Raw genomic sequence first — 23,213 nt, forward strand, 5'->3', positions numbered from 1 at the left:
AGACCTGGAACACGTTGCAACCTGCGAAGTTAGGTAAACCTTGGCGGCGCAGGGCAGGGCCGAAGCCTTACGGTTACCAGGAGAAAAACGTCGACTTCGACGCGGGCATCGGCCGCTCACGTCGAGTCTTGGTACGACCTGAAGAAAGGCCGGTACTTCCATGACGACGACCACGGTTGTGATCGGATCGATTGCCGTTCTGATCAGCATCGCCTGCTGGGGTTCATTCCTCCGCGGCGTGACCAACATGGCGCGCACGATCTTCCAAGGACAGAAGGTCGACTCGGGGCGCTTCGCGTACCCGGGCAAGCGCCTGTACACGATGCTCAAGGAGTTCATCGCGCACACGCGCATGGTGAAGTTCCGAACCGTCGGCGTGGCGCACTGGCTCGTGATGATCGGGTTCCTCGGCGGCTTCCTGCTGTTCTTCGAGGCCTACGGCCAGGCGATCAACCCCGAGTTCCACTGGCCGATCTTCGGCAACACCTTCGGCTGGCACCTGTGGGACGAGATCCTCGGCATCGGCACCGTGGTCGGCATCGTGACGCTGATCGTCATCCGGCAGATCAACCACCCGCGCATCCCAGGTCGCCTGTCGCGGTTCAGCGGCTCGCGCTTCGCCCCCGCCTACATCATCGAGAGCATCGTCCTCGTCGAGGGCCTGGGCATGATCTTCGTCAAGGCAGGCAAGATCGCCACGTACGGTCACGCGAACGCGGGCTCGGACTTCTTCACCATGCAGGTCGCCAAGCTGCTGCCGTCGAGTGCGCTGATGGTGGCACTGTTCGCCGTCGTCAAGCTCCTGTCGGGCAGCTTGTTCCTGCTGCTGGTCGGCCTCAACCTCAACTGGGGTGTCGCGTGGCACCGCTTCGCCGCGTTCCCCAACATCTTCTTCAAGCGTGAGTCCGACGGCGGCGTCGCCCTCGGCGCGGCCAAGCCGATGATGAGCCAGGGCAAGGTCCTGGACATGGAGACCGCCGATCCCGACGTCGACGCATTCGGTGCAGGCAAGATCGAGGACTTCAGCTGGAAGGGCTGGCTCGACTTCACGACCTGTACCGAATGTGGCCGCTGCCAGAGCCAGTGCCCCGCATGGAACACCGGCAAGCCGCTGTCTCCGAAGCTGATGATCATGTCGCTGCGAGACCACGCGTACGCCAAGGCTCCGTACCTGCTCGCAGGCGGCAGCAAGGACATGAGCGGCGACGAGGTCGGCCTCGTGGACGCCGACGGCAACGTCGACGAAGCCAAGCTCGCGGCGATCCCGGAGGCCGCTCGCCTGGAAGCCGAGCGCAAGCTCGTCGGCGAATCGCTCGGCAGTGATCCCGCAGGCGCGGTCATCGACGTGGAAGCACTGTGGAGCTGCACTACCTGTGGCGCCTGCGTCGAGCAGTGCCCCGTCGACATCGAGCACGTCGACCACTTCATCGACATGCGCCGCTACCAGGTGCTCATCGAGTCGGACTTCCCGTCCGAGCTCGCGGGCATGTTCAAGAACCTTGAGAACAAGGGCAACCCCTGGGGTCAGAACTCGTCGGCGCGCACCGCGTGGATCGACGAGATGGACATCAACATCCCGGTGTACGGCAAGGACGTCGAGTCGTTCGAGGGCTACGAATACCTCTTCTGGGTCGGTTGCGCCGGTGCATACGAGGACCGTGCGAAGAAGACCACGAAGGCCGTCGCCGAGCTTCTCGACATCGCCGCCGTCGACTTCCTCGTCCTCGGTGAGGGCGAGACCTGTACCGGCGACTCCGCTCGCCGCGCGGGCAACGAGTTCCTGTTCCAGATGCTGGCACAGCAGAACATCGAGACCTTCAATGAGCTCTTCGCGACCGCTCCGACGCAGCGCAAGAAGATCGTCGTCACGTGTGCACACTGCTTCAACGCTCTCGGCAACGAGTACCCACAGGTCGGCGGCGACTACGAGGTTGTTCACCACACGCAGCTGCTGAACCGCCTGGTTCGCGAGAAGCGCCTCGTCCCGGTGGCCCCGATCGGCGGCGGCGAAGCCGTCACGTACCACGACCCCTGCTACCTGGGCCGCCACAACAAGGTCTACGACGCTCCGCGTGAGTTGATGGACGCGGCGGGCGGCCAGCTCGCCGAGATGCCGCGTCACGGCGAGCGTTCCATGTGCTGTGGCGCCGGTGGTGCTCGCATGTGGATGGAAGAGCAGATCGGCAAGCGCATCAACGTCGACCGCGTCGACGAAGCGCTCGACACCCTGACGGCCGCACCTGCGGGTGAGACGACCAAGAAGATCGCGACCGGCTGCCCGTTCTGCCGCGTGATGCTGACCGACGGCGTGACCGCCCAGCTCAGCGGTACTGAAGACGAGGGCAAGGTCGAGGTCGTCGACGTCGCGCAGATGATTCTCGAGGGCGTCAACCGCGGTCGTGAGCAGGTCAAGCGTGGAGGCCAGTTCCTCGGCCCGATCCCCGTCGCGGCACCTGTCACCGAGGCACCGGCCGCACCAGCTCCCGCCGCCAAGCCCGCTGCTGCTCCAGCAGCTGCCAAGCCGGCTGCCGCTCCGGCGGCCGGCGGCCTCGCTCCTGCGGGCGGTCTGAAGAAGCCGGGCGGTCTCAAGAAGCCCGGCGGTGCACCCAAGCCGGGTGGCGCGGCCGCCGCAGCTCCAGCGGCTGCACCGGCCGCACCTGCAGCCGGTGGACTGGCCATGGGCGGCGGACTCAAGAAGCCGGGCGGACTGAAGAAGCCCGGCGGTGCACCCAAGCCGGGCGCAACTCCTGCAACTCCCGCAGCCGCGGCATCGACCGCTGCCGAGACCGCACCCGCGGCCACCGCAGCGACCGAGGGCAAGGCCAAGGGATTCGGCATGGCAGGCGGACTCAAGAAGCCAGGTGCCAAGAAGCCCGGTACCGCAGCTCCCGCCGCCGCTCCGACTGCGGCCGCTGAGGCACCTGCGGCGGAAGCTCCAGCGACTGCAGCGCCAGCTGGTGCTGCTGTCACTGCGGGAACCGAGGGCAAGGCCAAGGGCTTCGGCATGGCGGGCGGTTTGAAGAAGCCGGGCGCCAAGAAGCCAGGTTCGGCAGCCCCTGCCGCAGCCGCACCGACTCCGGCCGCCGAGCCCGCACCTGCGGAGCCCGTAGCCGACGCTCCGGCACCGGAAGCACCTGCCGCACCGTCGGCCGCCGCGGTGACCGAGGGAACCGAAGGCAAGGCCAAGGGATTCGGCATGGCAGGTGGCCTCAAGAAGCCGGGCGCCAAGAAGCCCTTCGGCGGAGCCCAGGAACCACCCGCTGCCGCTCCGGCTGCTCCGGCACCTGCTGCAGCAGAACCCGAGACCGAGGGAGTAGCCGAGGAAGCACCGGCAGCTGTCGAGGCGGCCGAAGCCGCCCCGGCAACCGATTCGCGAACGATCACCGAGACTGGTGCGTCGAAGGCGAAGGGTTTTGGCATCGCAGCCGGAAAGAAGCGTCCCGGCGCAAAGTGATTCGATAGGAGAACGGCCCGGAAGCACTTGCTTCCGGGCCGTTTTTCGTTCGTTCGATCGACACCCATTCGGTAGCGCAATTGTGTTCCACGCCACTCATCAAGTCGGAAGTGTGCCGACTTACAGCAAATTGGCACACGGTTGTGTCAGATGATCACTCCAGTCACACGCGCAACAAGCACTGTCGTCGAATGTCTTAGATTCTCCTCAGCAATGCCCGAATCGACGCTCTCCCTGTCGCATTCGCCCGCACGAAGAAGGGGAAACTTCATGTTCAGCCGCAAGAGTGCGGCGACCGTCGCGACGATCGCCACCGCGGTCGGTTCGCTGGTCGCGTTCGCACCCGCATCACCCGCGTCCGCCGCGGACGTCGTAACAACCACATCGTTCACACATACCTGTGCCGTAGACGGAACGTTCTCCGACTGGACGACGGCATACAACGACACCATGGTCGTGAGTGCGCCTGCCACGGTCGCGCCGGGCGAACAGTTCACCATCAAGATGCAGGCAGGTTCGCTGGTGATGCCCGACGCCAACATCGGCCGCCTGAAGTACGACTTCAAAGTCCCGACCGGCGTGACCGTCGAATCGGCCGCGATAGTCCCCGGCACCGCCGTCGGGCTCGGCGGCCAGACTCCGACACTGTTCCGAGTGAACTCCGCGGGCCAAGTCGACGCCGCCGGCGAGTACTTCCGCATCACCGGCGATGGCCACCTCACGATAAACAACGGCCCCAACGGCAAGGACAACGACCCCGGCAAGGGGTTGCAGGTCAACAAGAACGTCCAGTGGAAGACCCCGCAGATCGCGATCGTCGCGAAGGCCTCGATGACCGAGGGCACCCATATCAAGACGGGCATCCGAACCGGCGACGACACCGCCGCAATCAAGGCGGACTCGACGAGCATCAGCTTCGGCGACACGCGCAATGTCGTCGACAAGACCGCGACGTACTGCGTCGCCGCGGGCGACGGGCGTGGAGCGCTGTCGGACACCGAAGTCGTGGACCCTGCCGTCCGCACCACAGTCGCTCTCGATGTGCCGGACAATGCAGGCGTCGGCCAGGAAGTCGCCCTCAAGGCCAACCTCGACCCGAGCAACGCCGAGGGCAAGGTCCAGTTCAAGGACGGCTCCGACGATATCGGCGGACCGGTCACAGTCCACAACGGTGTGGCGATACTCGATCACACGTTCACCACACGCGGCGACCATGACATCAAGGCAGTCTTCACCGCCGACGCAGGCTTCCGTGACGCTGTGTCCGCCGTCAAGACGGTCACTGTGAAGACTGCGACCACCACGACACTCACGGTTCCGGCCGCCGCCAGGGTCGGCGAGGACGTCGAGTTCACCGCGAACGTCTCCCCCGATGAGGCGACCGGAACCGTGCAGTTCAAAGAAGGAACCACCGACCTCGGTGCACCGGAGCCCGTGGTGAACGGCAAGGCCACCATCACCCGCAAGTACGACGAGGCGGGCAGCCACACCATCAAGGCAGTCTTCAACGCCACCGGGCATTTCGCCGACTCCGAGTCGGACGCCAAGACCGTGACCGTCAAGGACGCCGACTTCGCGACCACCGCCGTCGTAATCGACCCGATGGACGCGGTGACCGGCGAGTCGACCGCGCTCCGCGCCACCGTCCGTCCGATTCCCGACGGCGGCGAGGTCGAGTTCTTCGTCGACGGCGCATCGGTCGGCAAGGCTGACGTCGGAACCGGAGACGGCGTCGCAGTTCTGGCCCACACATTCACCACAGCGGGCTCGGCATCTGTGACCGCCAAGTTCCTCGGTGCTGAAGGCTTCGCCGCATCCGCCGAGTCGGCTCCCCGCACGGTGACCGTCCGTAACCCGGACACCCGCACCGACTCGAGCACCGCGCTGACCGTCGCGGGCGCACCCAACGTCGGCAAGACCGCGACGTTCACCGCCCGCGTCACTCCCGGCACCGCGGGCGGAAAAGTCCAGTTCCGAGTTGGAACCACTGAAGTCGGCACGCCTGTCGACGTCGTGAACGGCGTCGCGACCCTCACTTACACGTTCAACGCCGAAGGCACGTTCGCGATCACCGCGGAGTACCTGGGCGACAGCAACAACCGCGGCTCCGAGTCGGGCCCGACCGTGGTCAAGGTGACCACCGCGTCCACTCCTGTCGACCCGGGCGGCAACGGCTCGCTCTCCAACATCTTCGGCAGCTAGCCCACACCTTCCACTAGGAGATTCTCGTGCAGAAGAGAACCCGCCGACTCGTCACGATCGGCGCAGTAACCCTCGCCGGGCTCACGGTCGTGCCGACCGTGCCCGCGAACGCAGAAACCACCACCACCGTCTTCGACGTCATGTGCAAGGCGACACCGTCGTCGTCGCTGGCGGGCGGACCGCAGAACATCGGCAACCCCGGTGCCCCGATCGAGGTGACGGCCCCAGCGACCGTCGAACCCGGCCAAGAGTTCGACGTGATCATCGCACCGCCGCCGATCACCATCCCCAATGGGATCACCGCCTCCGGGATCACGGCGACTGTCAAGGAGTCGTCTCGCATCAAGATCGACGTCATGGTGCCGGACAACGCCCAGTTCCTCGGCGCGGATGTGATCGCCGGGACCAGTATCGGCCTCAGCGGTGTCGCGCCGAACATGCTGCGGGTCAATGAGTCTGGGACCGTAGATCCCAATGGAACCATCATCCGACTCTCGGGCAACAACCAGACGATCGGAAACGGTCCCAGTTCGAACAAGAGCTCATCCGGGGGCATCGTCGCCAAGAACGTCGGCAGCAGCGGCGACTCGACGACGTTCAAGCTCCCGCAGGTCAAGGCGCGCCTGAAGGCCGGCCCCTCCGGCCAGATCAGCCTGAAGCTCCGAACCGCGGGCAGTGCAGGCGAGTTCGGCAACGACGCCAACCCGATCACCCTCCTCCCGCAGGCCACCGCGCCACTGGTCGGGACGATCTGGGCTCCCGCGCAGTGCACACCGCGCACCACCGCCGACGGCCCGCTGAACAACGGTGCGGGCCCCCTCGCGACCGTGAACATCGAACAAGCCGACAAGGCCACGACGACAACTTTGGCCGTGCCTGGCACCGTCAAGAACGGCGACACCGCCACCTTGACCGCAAACGTCGCGCCCGCGGCGAACGGCGGCACCGTGCAGTTCTCGCTGAACGGCGACGATCTCGGCGCACCGGTCGACGTCGAGAACGGCAAGGCCTCGATCGAGCACAAGTTCGAGACCGACGGCGACTTCGATGTGAAGGCCGTTTTCTCCGGCACGAACGGATTCGAGGGCTCCACGTCGGGCACCAAGACGATCAAGGTCACGACCGACGACGTCGCCACATCGGTTCGCACCACCGGTCCGAACGACGCGTACGTCGACGAGGACGTCAACCTGACTGCGCAGGTCACGCCTGCAGTCCAGGGTGGCACCGTCACATTCACCGTGGACGGCGCGCCCGGTCCGACTGCGAACGTCGGCTCCGACGGCACCGCTGTCGCACCCTACAAGTTCACGACGACGGGCACTCACCGCGTGTTGGCTCGATACTCAGGACGTTCGGGGGTTGCCGGCTCGGTGGCCCCGATGTTCCCGGTCAGCGTGACCACGGCCCCGGCGGCCTCGGTCTCGACCACGACCACACTGGCTCCGGTCGGCACGGTCAACAAGGGCGAGTCGGTGACTCTGAAGGCGACGGTCGACCCGTCGAACGCGAACGGCACCGTGCAGTTCAAGATCGGCGACGATCCCATCGGACGCCCTGTCCGGGTCGTCAACGGCGTCGCGACTCTGACCACGACGTTCGCCACCGGCGGCACGTTTGCGATCAGTGCTCAGTTCAAGGCCGACAACGGGTTCATCGACTCGGCTTCTGATCCCCAGACGCTGACCGTGCCCGGCGGACAGGATCCGACCGATCCCGGCACCAACCCCGGCGGAAACGGTTCGTTGGACAGCATCTTCGGCAGCTGATCCACTCTGGGCGAACCGACTTCGGCCCCGACACCTCACGGTGTCGGGGCCGTCGTCGTCGGGCCGCGAATCTAGTTCGGACGCTTCGACTCGCTTCGCTCGCTCAACGAGCAGTGGGATCTCTCCGCGGTCCGCTCAAACCTCTGCTCCTTGAGCGAGCGTGCGGGTCGAAAGGTCCCGTCAGTCAGTCGCGGTAGCGGACCGAGAGCGGAGCGTGGTCGGACAGTCGGGCATCGGGCGAGGGCTCTTTGTCGACCCACACGGCTTCGGCGCGGCGGGCGAGAGCCGGCGAGGCCAGTTGGTGATCCACTCGCCAGCCGACGTCCTTGCTGAACGACTCCCCCGCCCAACTCCACCACGTCAGCGGCCCCGGTTGGTCGCCGTGGATCTGCCGGACCACGTCGACCAGACGCCTCGGCGACAGCAACGACGAGAACCACTCGCGCTCCTCGGGCAGGAATCCCTCCATCTTCCGCGCCGCGCGCCAATTGGTGACGTCGTGCTCCACGTGGGCGACGTTGAGGTCGCCGATCAGAGTGAAGTCACGCCCGGCCCGCGCCGCGGCAAGCCTGTTCCGGTCGAGTTCCCGCGCGAATCCGTCGAGGAACGCCATCTTCCGCTCGTACTTCGCACCGCCGTCCATCTCTGCACGCATCCCGCCTGGGCGCTGAAGGTGCACGGGCAGGCCGCCTTTCGGCAGGTAGAGGCAGGCTACGGTCAGCGGCCGATCGGCGAGGTCGACTTCGATGTAGCGCCCGTGGTCGGAGTATGCGCCGAGACCACGAGCCTTCGGGGGAACGGCAGCCCATGACCGCACTGCGGCCGGTTCGTGGCGAGTGAGCAGTGCGACGCCGTTCCGGCCGGGGATCGACCCGACGTCCACCGCCGCCGAGTATCCGCGGAACTCGCCGACCTCCGACGCCGGACAACGCAGCTCCTGAAGTCCGACGACGTCAGGCGAGCGGTCGGCCAGCCAGTCGTCGAACCCGCGGCGTCGCGCGGCTCTGATGCCGTTGACGTTGAACGAAGTGACAGTGAAACCCACGCCACAACAATGCACGCTGGCGCATAATCGGTTGCCTTCGGCTGACAGAATGTACGCATGAGCCGCCCCCATGTGTCGCACCAGAACCTCAATCTGCGGACGATCGAGCAGTCCGAGAAGCTGCAGAACGTCTGCTACGAGATCCGCGGACCGGTGCATGCGCACGCATCGCGACTCGAGGCAGAGGGGCACCGCATCCTCAAACTGAACATCGGCAACCCGGCCATCTTCGGCTTCGAGGCGCCCGACGTGATCCTGCGCGACATGATCCATGCGCTGCCCTACTCGCAGGGTTACTCGGAATCGGCAGGCGTGCTGTCGGCCCGACGCGCCGTGGTGACCCGCTACGAGTTGATCCCCGACTTCCCGTACTTCGACGTCGACGACGTCCTGCTCGGCAACGGCGTGTCCGAACTGATCACGATGACGATGCAGGCGCTCCTCAACAACGGCGACGAAGTCCTGATCCCGGCTCCCGACTACCCGCTGTGGACCGCGATGACGGCGCTCTCCGGCGGCACCCCTGTGCACTACAAGTGCGACGAGGACAACGGCTGGAATCCGTCGATCGCGGACATCGAGTCGAAGATCACGCCGAACACCAAGGCGATCGTCGTCATCAACCCGAACAACCCGACGGGCGCCGTCTACTCACGCGAGGTGCTGCAGAAGCTCGTCGACGTCGCGCGGAAGCACTCCCTGCTGATCCTCGCCGACGAGATCTACGACAAGATCCTCTACGACGACGCCGAGCACATCAACGTCGCGTCGCTGGCCCCCGACCTGCTGGTGTTCACGTTCAACGGACTGTCGAAGGCCTACCGCGTGTGCGGCTACCGCGCGGGATGGGTTGTGATGACCGGACCGAAGGACCACGCGCGCGGCCTCATCGAGGGCATGGGCATCCTCGCTTCGACTCGACTGTGTGCAAATGTCCCCGCGCAGCACGCCATTCAGGTGGCGCTCGGCGGCTACCAGTCGATCAACGATCTTGTCCTCCCCGGAGGCAGGCTGCTGGAGCAGCGCAACATCACGTGGGACAAGCTCAACGAGATCCCCGGCGTGAGCTGCGTGAAGCCGATGGGTGCGCTGTACGCCTTCCCGCGCCTCGACCCCGAGGTCCACGAGATCCACAACGACGAGAAGTTCGTCCAGGACCTGCTGCTGCAGGAGAAGATCCTCGTGGTCCAGGGGTCGGGATTCAACATGCCCGACAACGAGCACTTCCGGATCGTCACCTTGCCGTGGGCTCGTGACCTGGCGGACGCTGTGGAGCGGATCGGCAACTTCCTGGCGTCGTACCGCCAGTAGTCGAAACTCGCGCTAACAATTGTTAGCGTGTTGTGTGTCACCGGTGGTACCGTGTCAACGAACAATGGCACGATCGGAGACGACACATGACGGACTGGCAGCGCACCGACATCACGGCAGGCGCCGTGCGGATCGCGACGTTCTCGTACGGCGACACCACCGACACCAACCGCCCCGCGGTGGTTCTGGTGCACGGGTGGCCGGACACGCATCACCTCTGGGACCGCATCGCCCCGCAGCTCGCCGAGCACTACCGGGTCTTCGCCTACGACACGCGAGGCTTCGGTGAGAGCGACCGTCCAACCGACGTCCCGTCATACGCACTGCCTGGCCTGGCGGAGGATCTGTTCGCCGTCATCGACGCCGTCACCGACGGCGGCAGTGCACACGTCGTCGCCCACGACTGGGGTTCGGTGCAGACGTGGGAGGCCGTGACCACCCCCGACGCCGAGAAGCGCATCAAGTCGTTCACCTCGGTATCGGGCCCGAACCTCGACTTCCTCAGCGAATGGGCTCGTGCCCAGCTCGCGTCGCCGACTCCCGGCAACATCGGTCGCGCACTGTCGCAGGTCGCGTCGTCTGCATACACCGGTTTCTTCCAGATCCCCGGCGTCTCTGATGCGTTCTTCCGCGCTTTCGGCTCCGAGAAGGTCTGGACCGAGTTCCTCCACACCATCGAGGGCACTCCTCGCGAGAACGTGTCGTTCGCCCCGACGCTGCGCGAGGACATGATCTCCGGACTCAAGCTGTACCGCGCGAACATCCGCGGCAAGCTCGCCCGCCCAGAGCCGCGTCCGACGAAGGTCCCAGTTCTCGAGGTGGTCAACGACCGCGACATCGCGCTGCGCCCGGCGATCTTCGACCTGACCCACACCCACGCCGAGAAGCTGTGGCGCAAGAGCGGCACATCGGGGCACTGGCTGCCCTATACGAATCCCGATTACCTGGCGGAGACGGCGCGTGAGTTCATCGACTTCGTCGAGAACGGCACCTCGAGCGCCCCGAACACCATCGACCGCGCACGTCAGCTCGGCAAGCCGCTCGCACTCACGGGCAAGCTCGCCGTCATCACGGGCGCAGGCAGCGGCATCGGACGCGAGACGGCGTACGCGCTGGCTGCTCTCGGCTGCGAGGTGGTCCTCGCCGACATCAACGTCGCCAGTGCCGAGGAGACGGCCACCGAATGCAAGGCGAAGGGAGTGCTCACCAACGTCTATGAACTCGACGTCTCGAAGGTCGCCGCGGTGGACGAGTTCGCGGAGACCGTCCGCGCCCGCCACGGCGTTCCAGACATCGTGATCAACAACGCGGGTATCGCACTCGCCGGCAGCGCCCTCGCCGCGACCGACGAGCAGCTCGATCGCCTCTTCGACATCAACGTCCGCGGTGTCATCTCCGGCAGCCGGGCCTTCGCCCGCCAGATGGTGGCCCGCGGAACCGGCGGTCACATCGTCAACCTGTCGTCGGCAGCGGCGTTCACCCCGTCCCGCGACCTCGGCCTGTACTCGGCGAGCAAGGCCGCCGTGCTCATGTTCTCCGAGAGTCTGCGTGCCGAGCTCGCCGAGCACCGCATCGGCGTGAGCGCGATCTGCCCCGGCATCGTCCACACGAACATCACCAGCACCACCCAGTTCGCGGGCGCCGCCGACGAGGACGCCACCCGCGCCAAGATCGACGGCTTCTACGAGAAGCGCAACTACACACCCGACCGCGTAGCACGTCAGATCGTCGACGCCGTCGTCTCGAACAAGGCCGTCGTGCCCGTGACGCCGGAGGCCGAGTTCGGCTACCGCGTGTACCGATTCTTCCCCTGGGCGTCGCGCATCGCCGCACGTCAGAAGCTGAACGGATAGGACCACATCATGACCGCAGTGCACGCCAACCGTTCCACCCCCGAGACCGATCCGGGCGAGGTGGAACTGCACGCCCGCAATGTCGCGTTCGACCTCTCGGAGACGCCCCTTCACTGGATCCCGGGCGCACCCGTCTCATCGAACATGATCACCGTGCTCAACCTGCTGCTGCCCGAGGGCGAACGCTGGTTCGTGGAGACGTTCAACGAAGCGCTCCCGATGATCAAGGACGAGAAGCTCGCAACCGCGATGCGCGGCTTCGTCGGCCAGGAGGCGATGCACGCCGAAGTGCACGATCGGGCAGTCGAGAACTGGCTGTCGCGCCACGGCGTGGACGCGACCGCCTACATCGAGCAGATGGAGTGGATCTTCCGCAAGGTCCTCGGACCGCGCGAAGGACAGACGCCGGAGCAGGACCTCAAGCACCTCATCGAGCGACTCTGGCTGATCGCGGCGATCGAGCACTACACCGCCCTGCTCGGCGATTTCGCCCTGAACTGCACGTGGGTCGAGAACGGCGCCGACCCGAACATGGCCGACATGTTCGTCTGGCACGGCGCGGAGGAGGTCGAGCACCGGGCCGTCGCGCACGACGCCGCAGCCTACTTCGGCGACACCCCGCTCCGGCGTGGACGCGCGATGGCGCTCGCGATGCCGTTCCTGGCGATTCTGCTGGTCCGCGGGTTCCGCTTCATCAACAGCCAAGACCCGCTGTACGACGACATGAGCGTCCCCGCCAAGTACACGAAGTACGTCAAGGACTACTTCGTCGAATCGCGACGCGGACTGTTCCCGAAGATCGGCGGCCTGGTGTGGGCCACGGCCACGTACTTCAAGCCGGGCTTCCACCCGAACGACATCGGTGACACCGCGCAGGCCGTCGCCTATCTGGCGTCGTCACCGGGCGCTCGACGCGCGGGGTGAACCGATGAACCATCTGATGCATCCGCATGAGACGGCGCTGGTCACCGAGCCGCCCCACCTCCAGGGGCGGTGGCGACGCGACCCGCTGATGCGACTGATCACCGGCATCGGCAAGACGTGGTTCCCGTTCTGGGGCAGCCTCGAACCGCTGCGGGAGACCGCCGAGAACAACGGCATTCAAGTCCTGGAGATCGTCGGCCGCGAGGTGGTGGCGAACGACGACAACGTGATCGCGCTGACGTTCGCGGCCCCCGACCGGTCGGTGCTGCCCGAATGGCACGCCGGGGCTCACCTCGACTTGTTGCTGCCGTCGGGCCGGATGCGCGAGTACTCGCTGTGCGGCGATCCGGGCGACCGGACCACGTACCGGATCGCTGTGCGCCGCATCCCGGACGGCGGCGGCGGTTCGGTGGAAGTCCACGACGACCTCTCCGTCGGCGACACCATCTCGATCAAGGGGCCGCGCAACGCGTTCCCGTTGGCGATGCCCGGCTACGGCTCGCCGGTGGGACGCCTGAGGTTCGTCGCTGCGGGGATCGGCATCACGCCGATCCTGCCGATGGTCGCGATCGCCGACCGATTCGGCCTGGACTGGTCGATGATCTACACCGGCCGCACGCTCGACTCCATCCCGTTCCGCGACGAGCTGGCCCGCTACGGCGACCGTGTACAGATCCGGACCGACGACGATCACGGCCTGCCCACGATGGCCGAGCTGGTCGGCGACATCGGCGACGACGGCCTCGCCGTCTACTGCTGCGGTCCGACGCCGATGCTCGAAGCGCTTCGTGTTCACCTCGTCGGCCGAGCCGACGTGGAGTTGCACTACGAGCGGTTCTCGCCGCCGCCGATCGAGAACGGAACCGAGTTCGAGATCCGTCTCGCGTCGACCGACGAGTCGCAGACCGTCGCCGCCGACGAGTCGGTGCTGACGGCGCTGCGTCGTCTCCGTCCGAACACGCCGTACTCGTGCCAGCAGGGTTTCTGCGGCACGTGCAAGCTGCGGGTGTCCGACGGTGAGGTCGATCATCGCGACGGCAGCCTGATGGAACCCGAGCGCGAGGCGGGCTACTTCCTGCCGTGCGTCTCGCGCTGCGACTCGGACTCCCTCACGATCGACGTCTGACCCGTTCGTCGACCGTTCCCTTCCCAGTCTCCGAGCGTCCCTTCCTGGTCTTCGAGCGCAGTCGAGAAGGACTTTGACAGAATGCACGGGTGACCGAGTACCGAATCGACGACCTGGCGCACGCCGCGGGCACCACTACACGCAATGTCCGCGGGTACCAGGACCGCGGGCTGATTCCGCGTCCCATCCGCCGGGGTCGGATCGCGATCTACAACGATGAGCACCTCGCTCAGTTGCGAGTGATCAACGATCTGTTGGGTCGTGGGTTCACGATGCAGCACATCGGTGAGTTCTTCGAGCGGATGCGCCAGGGCGAGGATCTCGCCGAGGTCCTCGGTCTGCGCGAGATGGTGTCGGAGCCGTGGTCGCGCACACCGTCCGAGACGGTCTCCGCCGCCGAACTGCACAAGCTCCTCGGCACGGACGACCCCGACCTGCTCGCTCGGGTGCAGGCGTCGGGTCTGATCGAGCCGGTCGGCGACGCCACTCCGCCGGCTCAGTACATGATCACCGACACCGAGAGCATCGACGGCTACGTGCGTCTGATGGCGATCGGTGTGCCGTTGGAGTACATCCTCGGTCTGCAACGCAAGCTCGACGACGACATGGATCGCGCCGCGCACACGTTGATCTCTGCGGGCCGCAGCGCCATCACCGAGGGCCGCTTCGACGGCTGGATCCCGGAGAGTGACGAGGAGTCCGGATGGGCCTCACTGTTCCTCGGCGAACTGCGCCGCACGGGCCGCGTCGCCGCACACAACACGCTGTACCGTGCGCTCGACCGCGAACTGTCCCGCCAGCTGGACGACTACCTGTCGATCGCACGCGAGCGCAAACACGCCGCTGAATCCTGACCTTCGCCTTCGCGCGGAAGGTGCGCCGGACCGCTATCGGACGACGATCGGCGGGAGCCCCGGGATCGGATTCGGCACGGTGCGGCGATGTGGGCCGGGAGACGGATTACGGCCGGTCGACGGCTTCTTCGTCTTCTTCGGCGGCGGCGGTGGCGGCGGTGTCGTGTAGCGGAGCATCGTTGAACGGGCAGCCGCGAGTTCAGCCGGGTCGGCCGAGTTCGGGATGTGCTCGGGAGCCGACGTCGACGACGGCGCATCGGTCGTCGTGGCGGTGCTGCCGGAGTCGTTGACCGACGCCATGTTCGGACCGGCGTGTTCGTGGAGGTTCATCGCGACGGCCGCACCTGCGCCTCCGAGTCCCAGCAGAAGGACGACCGACGCTGCGGCCGTCCATCGGAATCGACGTTTCGCCTGCTGTTCGCGGGCGGCGCGCGCCTCGTCGCTCTCTTCGAATGCGTCGTCGGAGACCGGTCCGTCGAACTGGACGTCGCCGTTGGCGTCGATTTCGTAGTCGGCGGGGTCGATGCCTGCCGCAGTGAACGACAGCGGGCCGCTCTCAGCGGTGTCGGTCCATGCGAGGTTCGACGGCGCCTCGTCGACCCTGTCGAGGAGACCCGTCGGCTGCTCGTCGCCCCCGAATGTGGTCGGGAACGGGTCGCCGGGAAGCAGCGCGCTGAAACCGCGCTCGGTGAACGCCTCCCACAGGCCCGGCCACTGGTCGGTGCCCGGACCGAGGAGGATGGCGTCGACGGGCGCGGGGCCTGCCAGTTCGATCAGCATGCCGTGAAGTCGGTTCACTTCCGGGACAGTCGCTTCGACCATCTCCAGTCGCGTCACGGACACGAACTTGAGCGTGCCGCGCCCCATTGCGAGCGCGGAGTCACGGTCGCCGATGGACTGGCGGGCACGCGACGCCAGATCGACGAGTTCGTCGAACACGTCAGCGTCTGACGCCTCGGGGACTTTGCCGTTCTCCAGCAGCTCACCTGCTATCCGCATGTCCAGAACTGACGGGACGATGCGGGGTTCTCGCAGTTCGCCGAGCACGTCGCGGGCGCCGGTCACGCGGCCCATCCACACTCCGGAGTCGGCGAACGTGACGGCGAGCACGGCACCCGTGGGGGCGGACGGGACAGTGAATCCCGCCAACCATGCAAGGGCGCCGTGTGCGTCGTTCATGTCAGTCGCTCTGGAAGTTCAGGTACGCCTTGGACGGCGTCGGACCGCGCTGCCCCTGGTACTTGGAGCCGACAGCGGCGCTGCCGTACGGATTCTCCGCCGGACTCGACAGCCGGATGAGGCACAGCTGACCGATCTTCATCCCCGGCCACAGGGTGATCGGAAGGTTCGCGACGTTCGACAGTTCCAGCGTGATGTGTCCGCTGAAGCCGGGATCGATGAAGCCGGCGGTCGAATGGGTGAGGAGGCCGAGACGCCCGAGCGACGACTTGCCTTCGAGTCGCCCGGCGAGGTCGTCTGGCAGCGAGAGGACTTCGAGCGTGGACCCGAGAACGAACTCGCCGGGATGCAGAACGAACGGTTCGCCTTCCACCGGCTCGACGAGTGTCGTCAGCTCGTCCTGCTGCTGCTTCGGGTCGATGTGCGTGTACTTGGTGTTGTTGAAGACGCGGAACAGCCCGTCCAGACGCACGTCGACGCTCGACGGTTGGACCATGGCCTCGTCGAACGGTTCGACGCCCAGCCGTCCCCCGCCGATCTCGGCACGGATGTCGCGATCAGATAACAGCACGTGAAGAGCGTACTGTAATTTCGGGCCGACCTTGACATCCGCCATCGTGACAGTTGGCGACATCTCATGTCGGCGACGGCCCATCCGATACCGATTCGGCTCCGAATCGCCTGGTGTTCCTGCTCGCAGAGTTCCACCAGATCGGAGAAACTCCATGATCCGTCGTATTGTCGTCGCCGCGCTGGTCGCACTGACCACGGCAGCCGTGGCGCCCCTCGGCGCCGCCGCTCACGCCGCTCCTCTGCAACCTGTCCCCCGCGTGGACCTGCCTCGCTATCTCGGCGTGTGGCACCAGGTCGCGGCGAACCCGGCGCCCTTCAACATCGACTGCGTGCGCGACACGACTGCGCGGTATTCGCTGATCGATTCCCGGACGATCCGGGTGAAGAACTCGTGCACCACCGTCACCGGCGCCAAACGGTCGATTGTCGGCCGGGCGCGAGTCAACGGTCCCGCCTCACTGCACGTCTCGTTCCCGGGTGTTCCCGGACAGTCGACCGTCGATGGACCGAGCAACTACCTGGTGGCGTACATCGCGGACGACTACTCGTGGGCATTGGTCGGCGACCCGACGCGATTGTCGGGGTTCGTGCTGTCTCGTTCGGGTTCAGTCGACCGCGCGACGTGGCGGAGCATCCGGTCGGTCGCCGAGCAGAAGGGCTACAACTCCTGCTTGATGTTGACGTCGCCGGTGACCGGAGGCCTTCGCGACATCCGGCCCCTGTGCACTGTGTGAGGTCAGTCTTTGATCGACGCGTATCGGTCGAGGGCATCGAGCCGTTCGGCGGCGTGGTCGACGATCGGCTCGGGATAACTCCCGGGTCGGTCACCGGTCGGCTTGTGCACCTGCTTTCCTGCCACTGATCGGAGCTCGGGCACCCAGCGTCGGACGTAGTCGCCGGTCGGGTCGAACTTCTCTCCCTGCGTGGTCGGGTTGAACACCCGGAAGTAGGGCGAGGCGTCGGTTCCGCAGCCTGCGACCCATTGCCATCCGTGCTGGTTGGACGCGAGGTCGCCGTCGATGAGGAAGTCCATGAAGTGCCGGGCGCCCCACTGCCACGGCAGGTGGAGGTCTTTGGTGAGGAACGACGCGACGATCATCCGCACACGGTTGTGCATCCAACCTTCGGCCGCTAGTTGGCGCATCCCTGCATCGACGATCGGGTAGCCGGTCCGGCCCTCGCACCACGCTCGAAAGGCTTCCTGGGCGTCGGGCCCGGTGTCGTGCGGCATCCGGCGGAACTTCTCGTTGAATTCGATGTACGCGCTGTCCGGCCGGTGATGCAGGACGTCGGCGTAGAACTCGCGCCAGCACAATTCGCTGCGGAACTTCGCCGCTCCGTCGTCGGTGCGCGACCTCATGTCGTGGAGGAGTGTCCGCGGGTGCAGGCATCCAGTCTTCAGATACGCCGACAGCCGGCTGGTTCGGTCGAGGTCGGGGCGGTCGCGGTTCGTGCCGTAGTCGGCGAGGTCGTCGGTGAGGAAGTCGTGCCACCGGTCGAGCGCGGCAGTCTCCCCCGCAGGCGCGAGTGGCTTCACGGCCGGCCGCGGCACGTCCTGCCTGCCCCGCATTCCTGTCGGGTCGAGCCATGTCAGAGTCGTGGCGTCACTCGAGGCGGGCGGTCGCCAGCCGTGCTCGTGCCACGCGCGCTGGTAGGGGCCGAACACCCGATACGGGGTGCCGTCGCCCTTCACGACGCGCCCCGGCGCGACGGCGTACGACGATCCGGTACGCACGAGCGGTGTCTCTCCGAGCGCCGTTTCGACCGCCTCGTCTCGCCGACGTCCATACGGCGAGAAGTCGGCCGAGATGTGGACTGATCCCGCGCCGATCTCATCGACCAGACGCGGCAGCTCCGCTTCGGGGTCACCGTGCAAGATGAGCAGTCTGCCGTCCAACGACTCGTTGAGCGCGGCCAAGCAGCCGAGGAAGAAGTCCGTGCGAGGTCCCGGACGAGCCACCTGATCGTCGAGGACGAACACCCCGACCGCCGTGTCCGCATCGGCGGCGGCCGCCGTCAACGTCGGCAGATCATGCACGCGCAGATCGCGACGGAACCAGACCACCGAAGGGTTCGCTCGAGACTCGATAGGACAACTCCTGTCTGTTCACGACATGCTCTGCACCATCCACGGACCGTGTTTGTTACGGTAGTCCTCGCGCAGGTCACCCTGCGCAGCGCCGATGTAGTTTAGTGGTAGAACATCAGCTTCCCAAGCTGAGAGTGCGGGTTCGATTCCCGTCATCGGCTCCATCAAACCCCCTGGTCGGGACCGATCAACCTCTGCCTCGGAATGCCTGCCTTCAGTTGTTCTCGATGAGCGCTCGCGGTCAGTAAGAATCTCCGCCATGACGAAATCATCGGACCGCGTGAACGGACGGCCACCTCTGATCTCCCGTCGAGCCGAATGGGAGCGTCGCTCCGAACCGATCCTCGCTGTTGCCGCCCTAGCGTTCTTGGTCGCCTACGGCACACCGATCGTTGAGCAAGATCTCAGTCCAGGCTGGCAGTCTGCGTGTACCGCGGCGACGATCGTCGCCTGGATCATCTTCGCTCTCGACTACCTGGCGCGCCTGATCCTGACAGGCAACAAGAGGTACTTCATTCGCCACAACTGGTTCGACGCGCTGATCCTGGCCATGCCCGTGCTCCGACCGCTTCGCGCGTTGCGACTCGTCGCGCTTCTGTCCATCGCACACCGCGCCGGGACGAACACCCTCCGCGGCCGAGTCGTCACCTATGCGGCCGGCGGCACAACACTCCTCCTCATACTCTCCTCACTCGCCATCACCGATGCGGAACGGGGCCGGCCCGGAGCCACAATCAACGGCATCGGAGACGGGCTCTGGTGGTCGATCACCACGATGACGACTGTCGGATGCGGCGATCGGTATCCGGTCACCACGTCTGGCCGATTCGTCGCCGCCGCGTTGATGCTGGCCGGAATCGCATTTCTGGGTGTCGTCACCGCCACCGTCGCATCCTGGCTCATCGAACGGATCGACGACGCCAAGAACCAAGAAGCCGCCACTCAAGCATTGGTCAACGAACTGCGGATTGAGATCAAGCGACTGCACGAGCGGCTCGACGCTCGCGAGCAGCTCGCCGACTCGGACGATCAACGCGATCCCGAAAAGTACACGCCATGACGTGCGCCGTCTCACACTGGGCGACCTTCCGCTGGATGACCTGCGGGTGCGCTGCCAGACTCCTGAGAATCACCACTTTTGATAACGACTAGATAACAACAAGACCGCGGATTCATGTACGTTCGTCGGCAGTCCTCGATCGGACGCGACGCATGTGTCGCACCGCCTCCCCCACCTCGGGCGGCCGACGAGGAGAACTTTCCCCAACCCCTGGGAGACCATGCATCCGCACCGCCCCCTCCGCAAGACCGTCGTGCTCGCAATGGCCGGCGTCGCTCCCGTTGCCGCCCTTCTGACGGGTGCGGCGGCGAGCACCGCCGAACAGGCGGCGGCTCCCGCCGTCGTCCAAGCGGCTCACGTCCAGCCGCAGCCGGAGCCTGCCCAGGCCCCTGCACCCACGACACAGGCGCAGGTCCGCAAGGCAGCGCTCACCCGTCCGGTCGCACCGCCGCGAGTTCCCGCGTCTGTGTCCAAGGGACTCGTCCCGCGCGTGAACTTCGACGCCTACCGTTCGGCGGAGGCGTCGATGGCGAAGTCGACACCCCGCTGCCACATCGACTGGAAACTGATCGCGGGCATCGGACGCGTCGAGTCGCACCACGCGAACCTCGGCGACACCTTCCGCAACGGCAAGCTGCGCACCCCGATCTACGGCCCGACGCTCGACGGCTCCCTCGCGGGCAACCGAGTCGTCTCCGACACCGACGGCGGACGCCTCGACGGCGACTCCACGTACGACCGGGCAGTCGGGCCGATGCAGTTCCTCCCGTCCACCTGGGAGCACTACGCCGCCGACGGGAACGGCGACGGCAAGAAGGACCCGCAGAACCTCTTCGACGCCGCCCTCACCACGGCCCGCTACCTCTGCGAGGATCGTGTCGACATGCGCAAGGCAGGCGACCGGGTCACCGCGATCCTGCGCTACAACAACTCGATGGAGTACGTGGACGACGTCCTCGGCTTCGCACGAAGCTACTGACGGTTTCGACAACTTCGGCACTCCCCGCCGCGAATAGCGCGGCGTGGAGTGCCGAAGTTGTTTCGCGGCCAGTAGGCCGCCCGTTGACACGACTCGACGAGACACAGATGGTGGAGGCATGACCGCTGCACGGACCGCGTACGAGTCCCTCGAGCCATTTCACGTCCTCGCCTACTTCAACCCCGGAATGGGCGACGCTCTCAAAGACACCGGCGTCGACCCGTCGTCGTTCTACCTCGGCGCGCGCGGCGCACCGCTCGGCGACTGCGCGCCCGAGGTCGTGATCTCGACGTTCTACAATTTCGCACCGGCCACAGTGACGGCCGGATGGGCGACCGCGCGGTCCGCCGGCCTCCAGAAGATCGCAGATCGTCGCTTCGCGATGCTCGACGCCTCGCTCCGTGACATCCTCGGCGACCTCGCCGACAACCCCGAGATCACCGAACTCGCCGACGGCTTCGGCCGACTCGCCTCCGACCTGCCGCTCGGCGGACGGGCACTGGCGGCCGCATGGTCGACGTCGACGCCGCCGAACAGCAACGACCTGCTGCGCCTCTGGAACAACGTCGCGATCCTGCGCGAATGGCGCGGCGACAACCACATCTCAGTGCTCGTCGGCCACGGGCTCGACGGCATCGACGCCTGCACGTTCCACGAGTCGACGCTGCTCGACCCGACCATCCGTCGCCGCGCGATGGGACGCCGACTGACGCAGTTGACGCGAGGCTGGTCGGACACCGACTGGGAGGCATCCGTCGATCGACTGGTCGCACGCGGCATCGCCGAACGGACCGACGACGGGCATCGCCTCACCGCCGACGGCGCAGCGCTGTACGACGACATCGAAGCCACCACCGACGCGCTGGGCGAGAACGTGTGGTCGGCCCCCGGCGCCGACGATCTGGTCGCCCGGATGCGGCCGTACGTCAAGGCCGTCATCGACGCCGGCGTGCTCCCGGGGACCAAGAAGAAGGCCTGACCACCACTGCTCCTTGAGCGAACGGAGTGAGTACTGCTCCTTGAGCGAACGGAGTGAGTCGAAAGGTCGTCCCCCACCGCCGAACTACGTCCACGAGCCCACGGCCTGACGGGTCATAAAGGCTGGCGTGAGACTCCTGGGTTCGTGTATTCGGCAAGGCGCTTCGACTCACTTCGTTCGCTCAACGAGCAGAAGGACTCCGCCGCTCGACGAGCGCGTTCGGTGTAGGCGTCAGCCGACGAGCTCGGGTTCGGGCTCGGCCGCCTCGACACGGGGTGAGCGCAGCGCCCACGCCCCGATCACCGCGGAGAGAACTGATACGCCCACCGCGACCCAGGTGGCCTGGGCGAGCCCGTCGATGAACACCGACGACACCACGTCGTGCACGGCCCGTCCTGCATCACCCGGGGCGCGTTCGGACACGGCGACGCCAGCCATCACCGACTGCTCGGCAGTCTCCCGCACGGATGCGGGCACGCCGATCGCAGTGAGGCGGTCCGCGACATCGGCCGCGTACACCGAGGTCAACACGGACCCGAGGACGGCGACGCCCAACGTTCCGCCGATCTCACGCGTCGTGTCGTTGACCGCCGAACCGGCTCCGGCTTGCTCGGGTGTGAGTGCATCCATGATCACTTGGGTGCACGGACCGGAGATCAGCGCGAGTCCCGCCGCCATCAGCATCATCGACCAGATGATCAGGCCGAAGTACGTCGACTCCATGCCGACGAACTGAACGAGCCCGAAGCCGGCAGCCATCAGCAGCGCACCCGAAACCGCAACGGGTCGCGGACCGAAGCGGTGCGACGCAGCCATCGCGAACGGCGACAGCGCCGCCACCACCACAGCGAACGGCAGCGTGCGGATGCCGGCCTGCAGTGGGCTGTATCCCTGCACTGCCTGGAAGTATTGAGTGATCAGGAAGATGAACCCGAACAGGGAGAAGAACGCGACGGCCACCATTCCTGCGGCGGCCGCGAACCGCCGATTGGCGAACAGTCGGACGTCGAAGATCGGATTCGTGACGCGCTGCTGGTGAACGACGAACACCGCGAGGATCACGACGGATGCCAGCAGTCCGACAATGGTTCGCGCTGATCCCCAACCTGCGGCAGGCCCTTCGATGACCGAGTACGTGAGAAGGCCGAGACCGGCGATCGACAGCACGACGCCCACGGCGTCGAACCGCGGAAGCAACGCATGAGCATCAAGTCCACGCGAGGGGATCACAGCGAGCACCGCGACGAAGGCGATCACTCCGAACGGGACGTTCACCCAGAACACCGACGACCATGAGAAGTGTTCGAGCAGCCATCCGCCGAGCACCGGTCCGATCGCGATGGCGATGCCGGACGTCGCGGCCCAGACGCCGACCGCCGCCGCTCGCTGTTTCGGGTCGGTGAAGATGCCGACGATCAACGCCAGCGTCGCGGGGAACACCAGAGCGGCGAACAGTCCAAGACCGGCACGGGCGGCGATCAACTCGCCGAGGGAACCGGCGAGGGCGGCGCCCACGGACACCGCCACGAATCCGACGATGCCGCCGAGCAGCATCCGGCGATGCCCGAAGCGGTCGCCGAGGTAGCCGCCGGTCAGAAGTAGCCCGGCGAACACCAGCGTGTACGCGTCGACGACCCACTGAAGTCCAGAGATCCCCGCGTCCAGATCACGGCTGATCGTCGGCAGTGCCACATTCACGATCGTGTTGTCGACCATCACCAGCAGCTCTGCGAAGCAGAGCGCCGCGAGGGCGAGCCATTTGGTTCTCATCAGTTCCTCCGTTGTAGAACGGCGTACCAAACTAGTAGTACGCCGT

17 protein-coding genes and 1 tRNA gene are annotated in these 23,213 nt (G+C 66.2%); 13 read left to right on the forward strand and 5 right to left on the reverse strand.

What is annotated here, in order from left to right; translation table 11 throughout:
- Nucleotides 1-160 precede the first annotated feature (160 nt).
- The 3 genes from WFK36_RS20865 to WFK36_RS20875 all read left to right on the forward strand — a co-directional run bounded on the left by WFK36_RS20865 (nt 161) and on the right by WFK36_RS20875 (nt 7,425).
- Nucleotides 161-3,454, forward strand: a complete 3,294-nt coding sequence (locus tag WFK36_RS20865) for a (Fe-S)-binding protein (protein WP_336793995.1) — start codon at nt 161-163, stop codon at nt 3,452-3,454.
- Nucleotides 3,455-3,724: 270 nt separating this feature from the next.
- A complete protein-coding gene (locus WFK36_RS20870; RefSeq protein ID WP_336793997.1) occupies nt 3,725-5,656 on the forward strand; it encodes an Ig-like domain-containing protein in 1,932 nt (643 codons plus the stop codon).
- Between the two features lie 26 nt (nt 5,657-5,682).
- Nucleotides 5,683-7,425 carry an Ig-like domain-containing protein gene (locus WFK36_RS20875; protein WP_336793999.1) on the forward strand — a complete coding sequence of 581 codons (1,743 nt, stop codon included), beginning with the start codon at nt 5,683-5,685 and terminating at the stop codon, nt 7,423-7,425.
- A 184-nt stretch (nt 7,426-7,609) separates the two neighbouring features.
- On the opposite strand, the gene WFK36_RS20880 is transcribed toward WFK36_RS20875, so the two are convergent.
- Nucleotides 7,610-8,470, reverse strand: coding sequence for an exodeoxyribonuclease III (locus tag WFK36_RS20880; protein ID WP_336794000.1), 861 nt, complete (start codon nt 8,468-8,470; stop codon nt 7,610-7,612).
- 57 nt (nt 8,471-8,527) lie between these two features.
- On the opposite strand from WFK36_RS20880, the gene WFK36_RS20885 reads away from it, so the two are divergent.
- The 5 genes from WFK36_RS20885 (at nt 8,528) to WFK36_RS20905 (ending at nt 14,538) form a co-directional block, all read left to right on the forward strand.
- Nucleotides 8,528-9,781 (forward strand): pyridoxal phosphate-dependent aminotransferase, encoded by a 1,254-nt coding sequence (locus tag WFK36_RS20885; RefSeq protein ID WP_336794001.1) that lies wholly within the window; start codon nt 8,528-8,530, stop codon nt 9,779-9,781.
- Between the two features lie 86 nt (nt 9,782-9,867).
- Nucleotides 9,868-11,634, forward strand: coding sequence for an SDR family oxidoreductase (locus WFK36_RS20890; protein ID WP_336794002.1), 1,767 nt, complete (start codon nt 9,868-9,870; stop codon nt 11,632-11,634).
- A gap of 9 nt (nt 11,635-11,643) precedes the next feature.
- Nucleotides 11,644-12,558, forward strand: a complete 915-nt coding sequence (locus WFK36_RS20895) for a metal-dependent hydrolase (RefSeq protein ID WP_336794003.1) — start codon at nt 11,644-11,646, stop codon at nt 12,556-12,558.
- A gap of 4 nt (nt 12,559-12,562) precedes the next feature.
- Nucleotides 12,563-13,684, forward strand: a complete 1,122-nt coding sequence (locus WFK36_RS20900) for a PDR/VanB family oxidoreductase (RefSeq protein WP_336794004.1) — start codon at nt 12,563-12,565, stop codon at nt 13,682-13,684.
- 89 nt (nt 13,685-13,773) lie between these two features.
- Entirely contained in the window at nt 13,774-14,538 is a 765-nt protein-coding gene (locus WFK36_RS20905) for a MerR family transcriptional regulator (RefSeq protein WP_008380791.1), read from the forward strand.
- Nucleotides 14,539-14,571: 33 nt separating this feature from the next.
- Here WFK36_RS20905 and WFK36_RS20910 read toward each other — a convergent pair whose 3' ends face one another.
- Nucleotides 14,572-15,717, reverse strand: a complete 1,146-nt coding sequence (locus WFK36_RS20910) for a hypothetical protein (protein WP_336794006.1) — start codon at nt 15,715-15,717, stop codon at nt 14,572-14,574.
- Nucleotide 15,718: 1 nt separating this feature from the next.
- The gene (gene dcd / locus WFK36_RS20915; protein WP_336794008.1) at nt 15,719-16,288 is read right to left on the reverse strand and encodes a dCTP deaminase; all 570 of its coding nucleotides are present in this window, start codon (nt 16,286-16,288) and stop codon (nt 15,719-15,721) included.
- Between the two features lie 154 nt (nt 16,289-16,442).
- Between dcd and WFK36_RS20920 the strand changes: the two genes are divergently transcribed.
- On the forward strand, nt 16,443-17,024 hold the full coding sequence (locus tag WFK36_RS20920; RefSeq protein WP_336794010.1) for a lipocalin family protein: 582 nt from the start codon (nt 16,443-16,445) through the stop codon (nt 17,022-17,024).
- 2 nt (nt 17,025-17,026) lie between these two features.
- Here WFK36_RS20920 and WFK36_RS20925 read toward each other — a convergent pair whose 3' ends face one another.
- Nucleotides 17,027-18,355, reverse strand: a complete 1,329-nt coding sequence (locus WFK36_RS20925; protein WP_336794011.1) for a cryptochrome/photolyase family protein — start codon at nt 18,353-18,355, stop codon at nt 17,027-17,029.
- A gap of 114 nt (nt 18,356-18,469) precedes the next feature.
- Between WFK36_RS20925 and WFK36_RS20930 the strand changes: the two genes are divergently transcribed.
- The 4 genes from WFK36_RS20930 to WFK36_RS20945 all read left to right on the forward strand — a co-directional run bounded on the left by WFK36_RS20930 (nt 18,470) and on the right by WFK36_RS20945 (nt 21,397).
- Nucleotides 18,470-18,543 (forward strand) — tRNA-Gly (locus tag WFK36_RS20930).
- 95 nt (nt 18,544-18,638) lie between these two features.
- Entirely contained in the window at nt 18,639-19,439 is an 801-nt protein-coding gene (locus WFK36_RS20935; RefSeq protein ID WP_336794012.1) for a potassium channel family protein, read from the forward strand.
- Nucleotides 19,440-19,659: 220 nt separating this feature from the next.
- Complete coding sequence (locus tag WFK36_RS20940; protein ID WP_336794013.1) at nt 19,660-20,418, forward strand: lytic transglycosylase domain-containing protein; 759 nt, start codon at nt 19,660-19,662, stop codon at nt 20,416-20,418.
- 118 nt (nt 20,419-20,536) lie between these two features.
- Entirely contained in the window at nt 20,537-21,397 is an 861-nt protein-coding gene (locus WFK36_RS20945) for an SCO6745 family protein (protein WP_008381589.1), read from the forward strand.
- Nucleotides 21,398-21,628: 231 nt separating this feature from the next.
- On the opposite strand, the gene WFK36_RS20950 is transcribed toward WFK36_RS20945, so the two are convergent.
- The gene (locus WFK36_RS20950; protein WP_336794015.1) at nt 21,629-23,167 is read right to left on the reverse strand and encodes a DHA2 family efflux MFS transporter permease subunit; all 1,539 of its coding nucleotides are present in this window, start codon (nt 23,165-23,167) and stop codon (nt 21,629-21,631) included.
- Nucleotides 23,168-23,213: the final 46 nt, after the last annotated feature.

This window comes from Gordonia malaquae, assembly GCF_037148075.1.
In the GTDB taxonomy this organism is placed as follows: Bacteria; Actinomycetota; Actinomycetes; order Mycobacteriales; family Mycobacteriaceae; genus Gordonia; species Gordonia malaquae.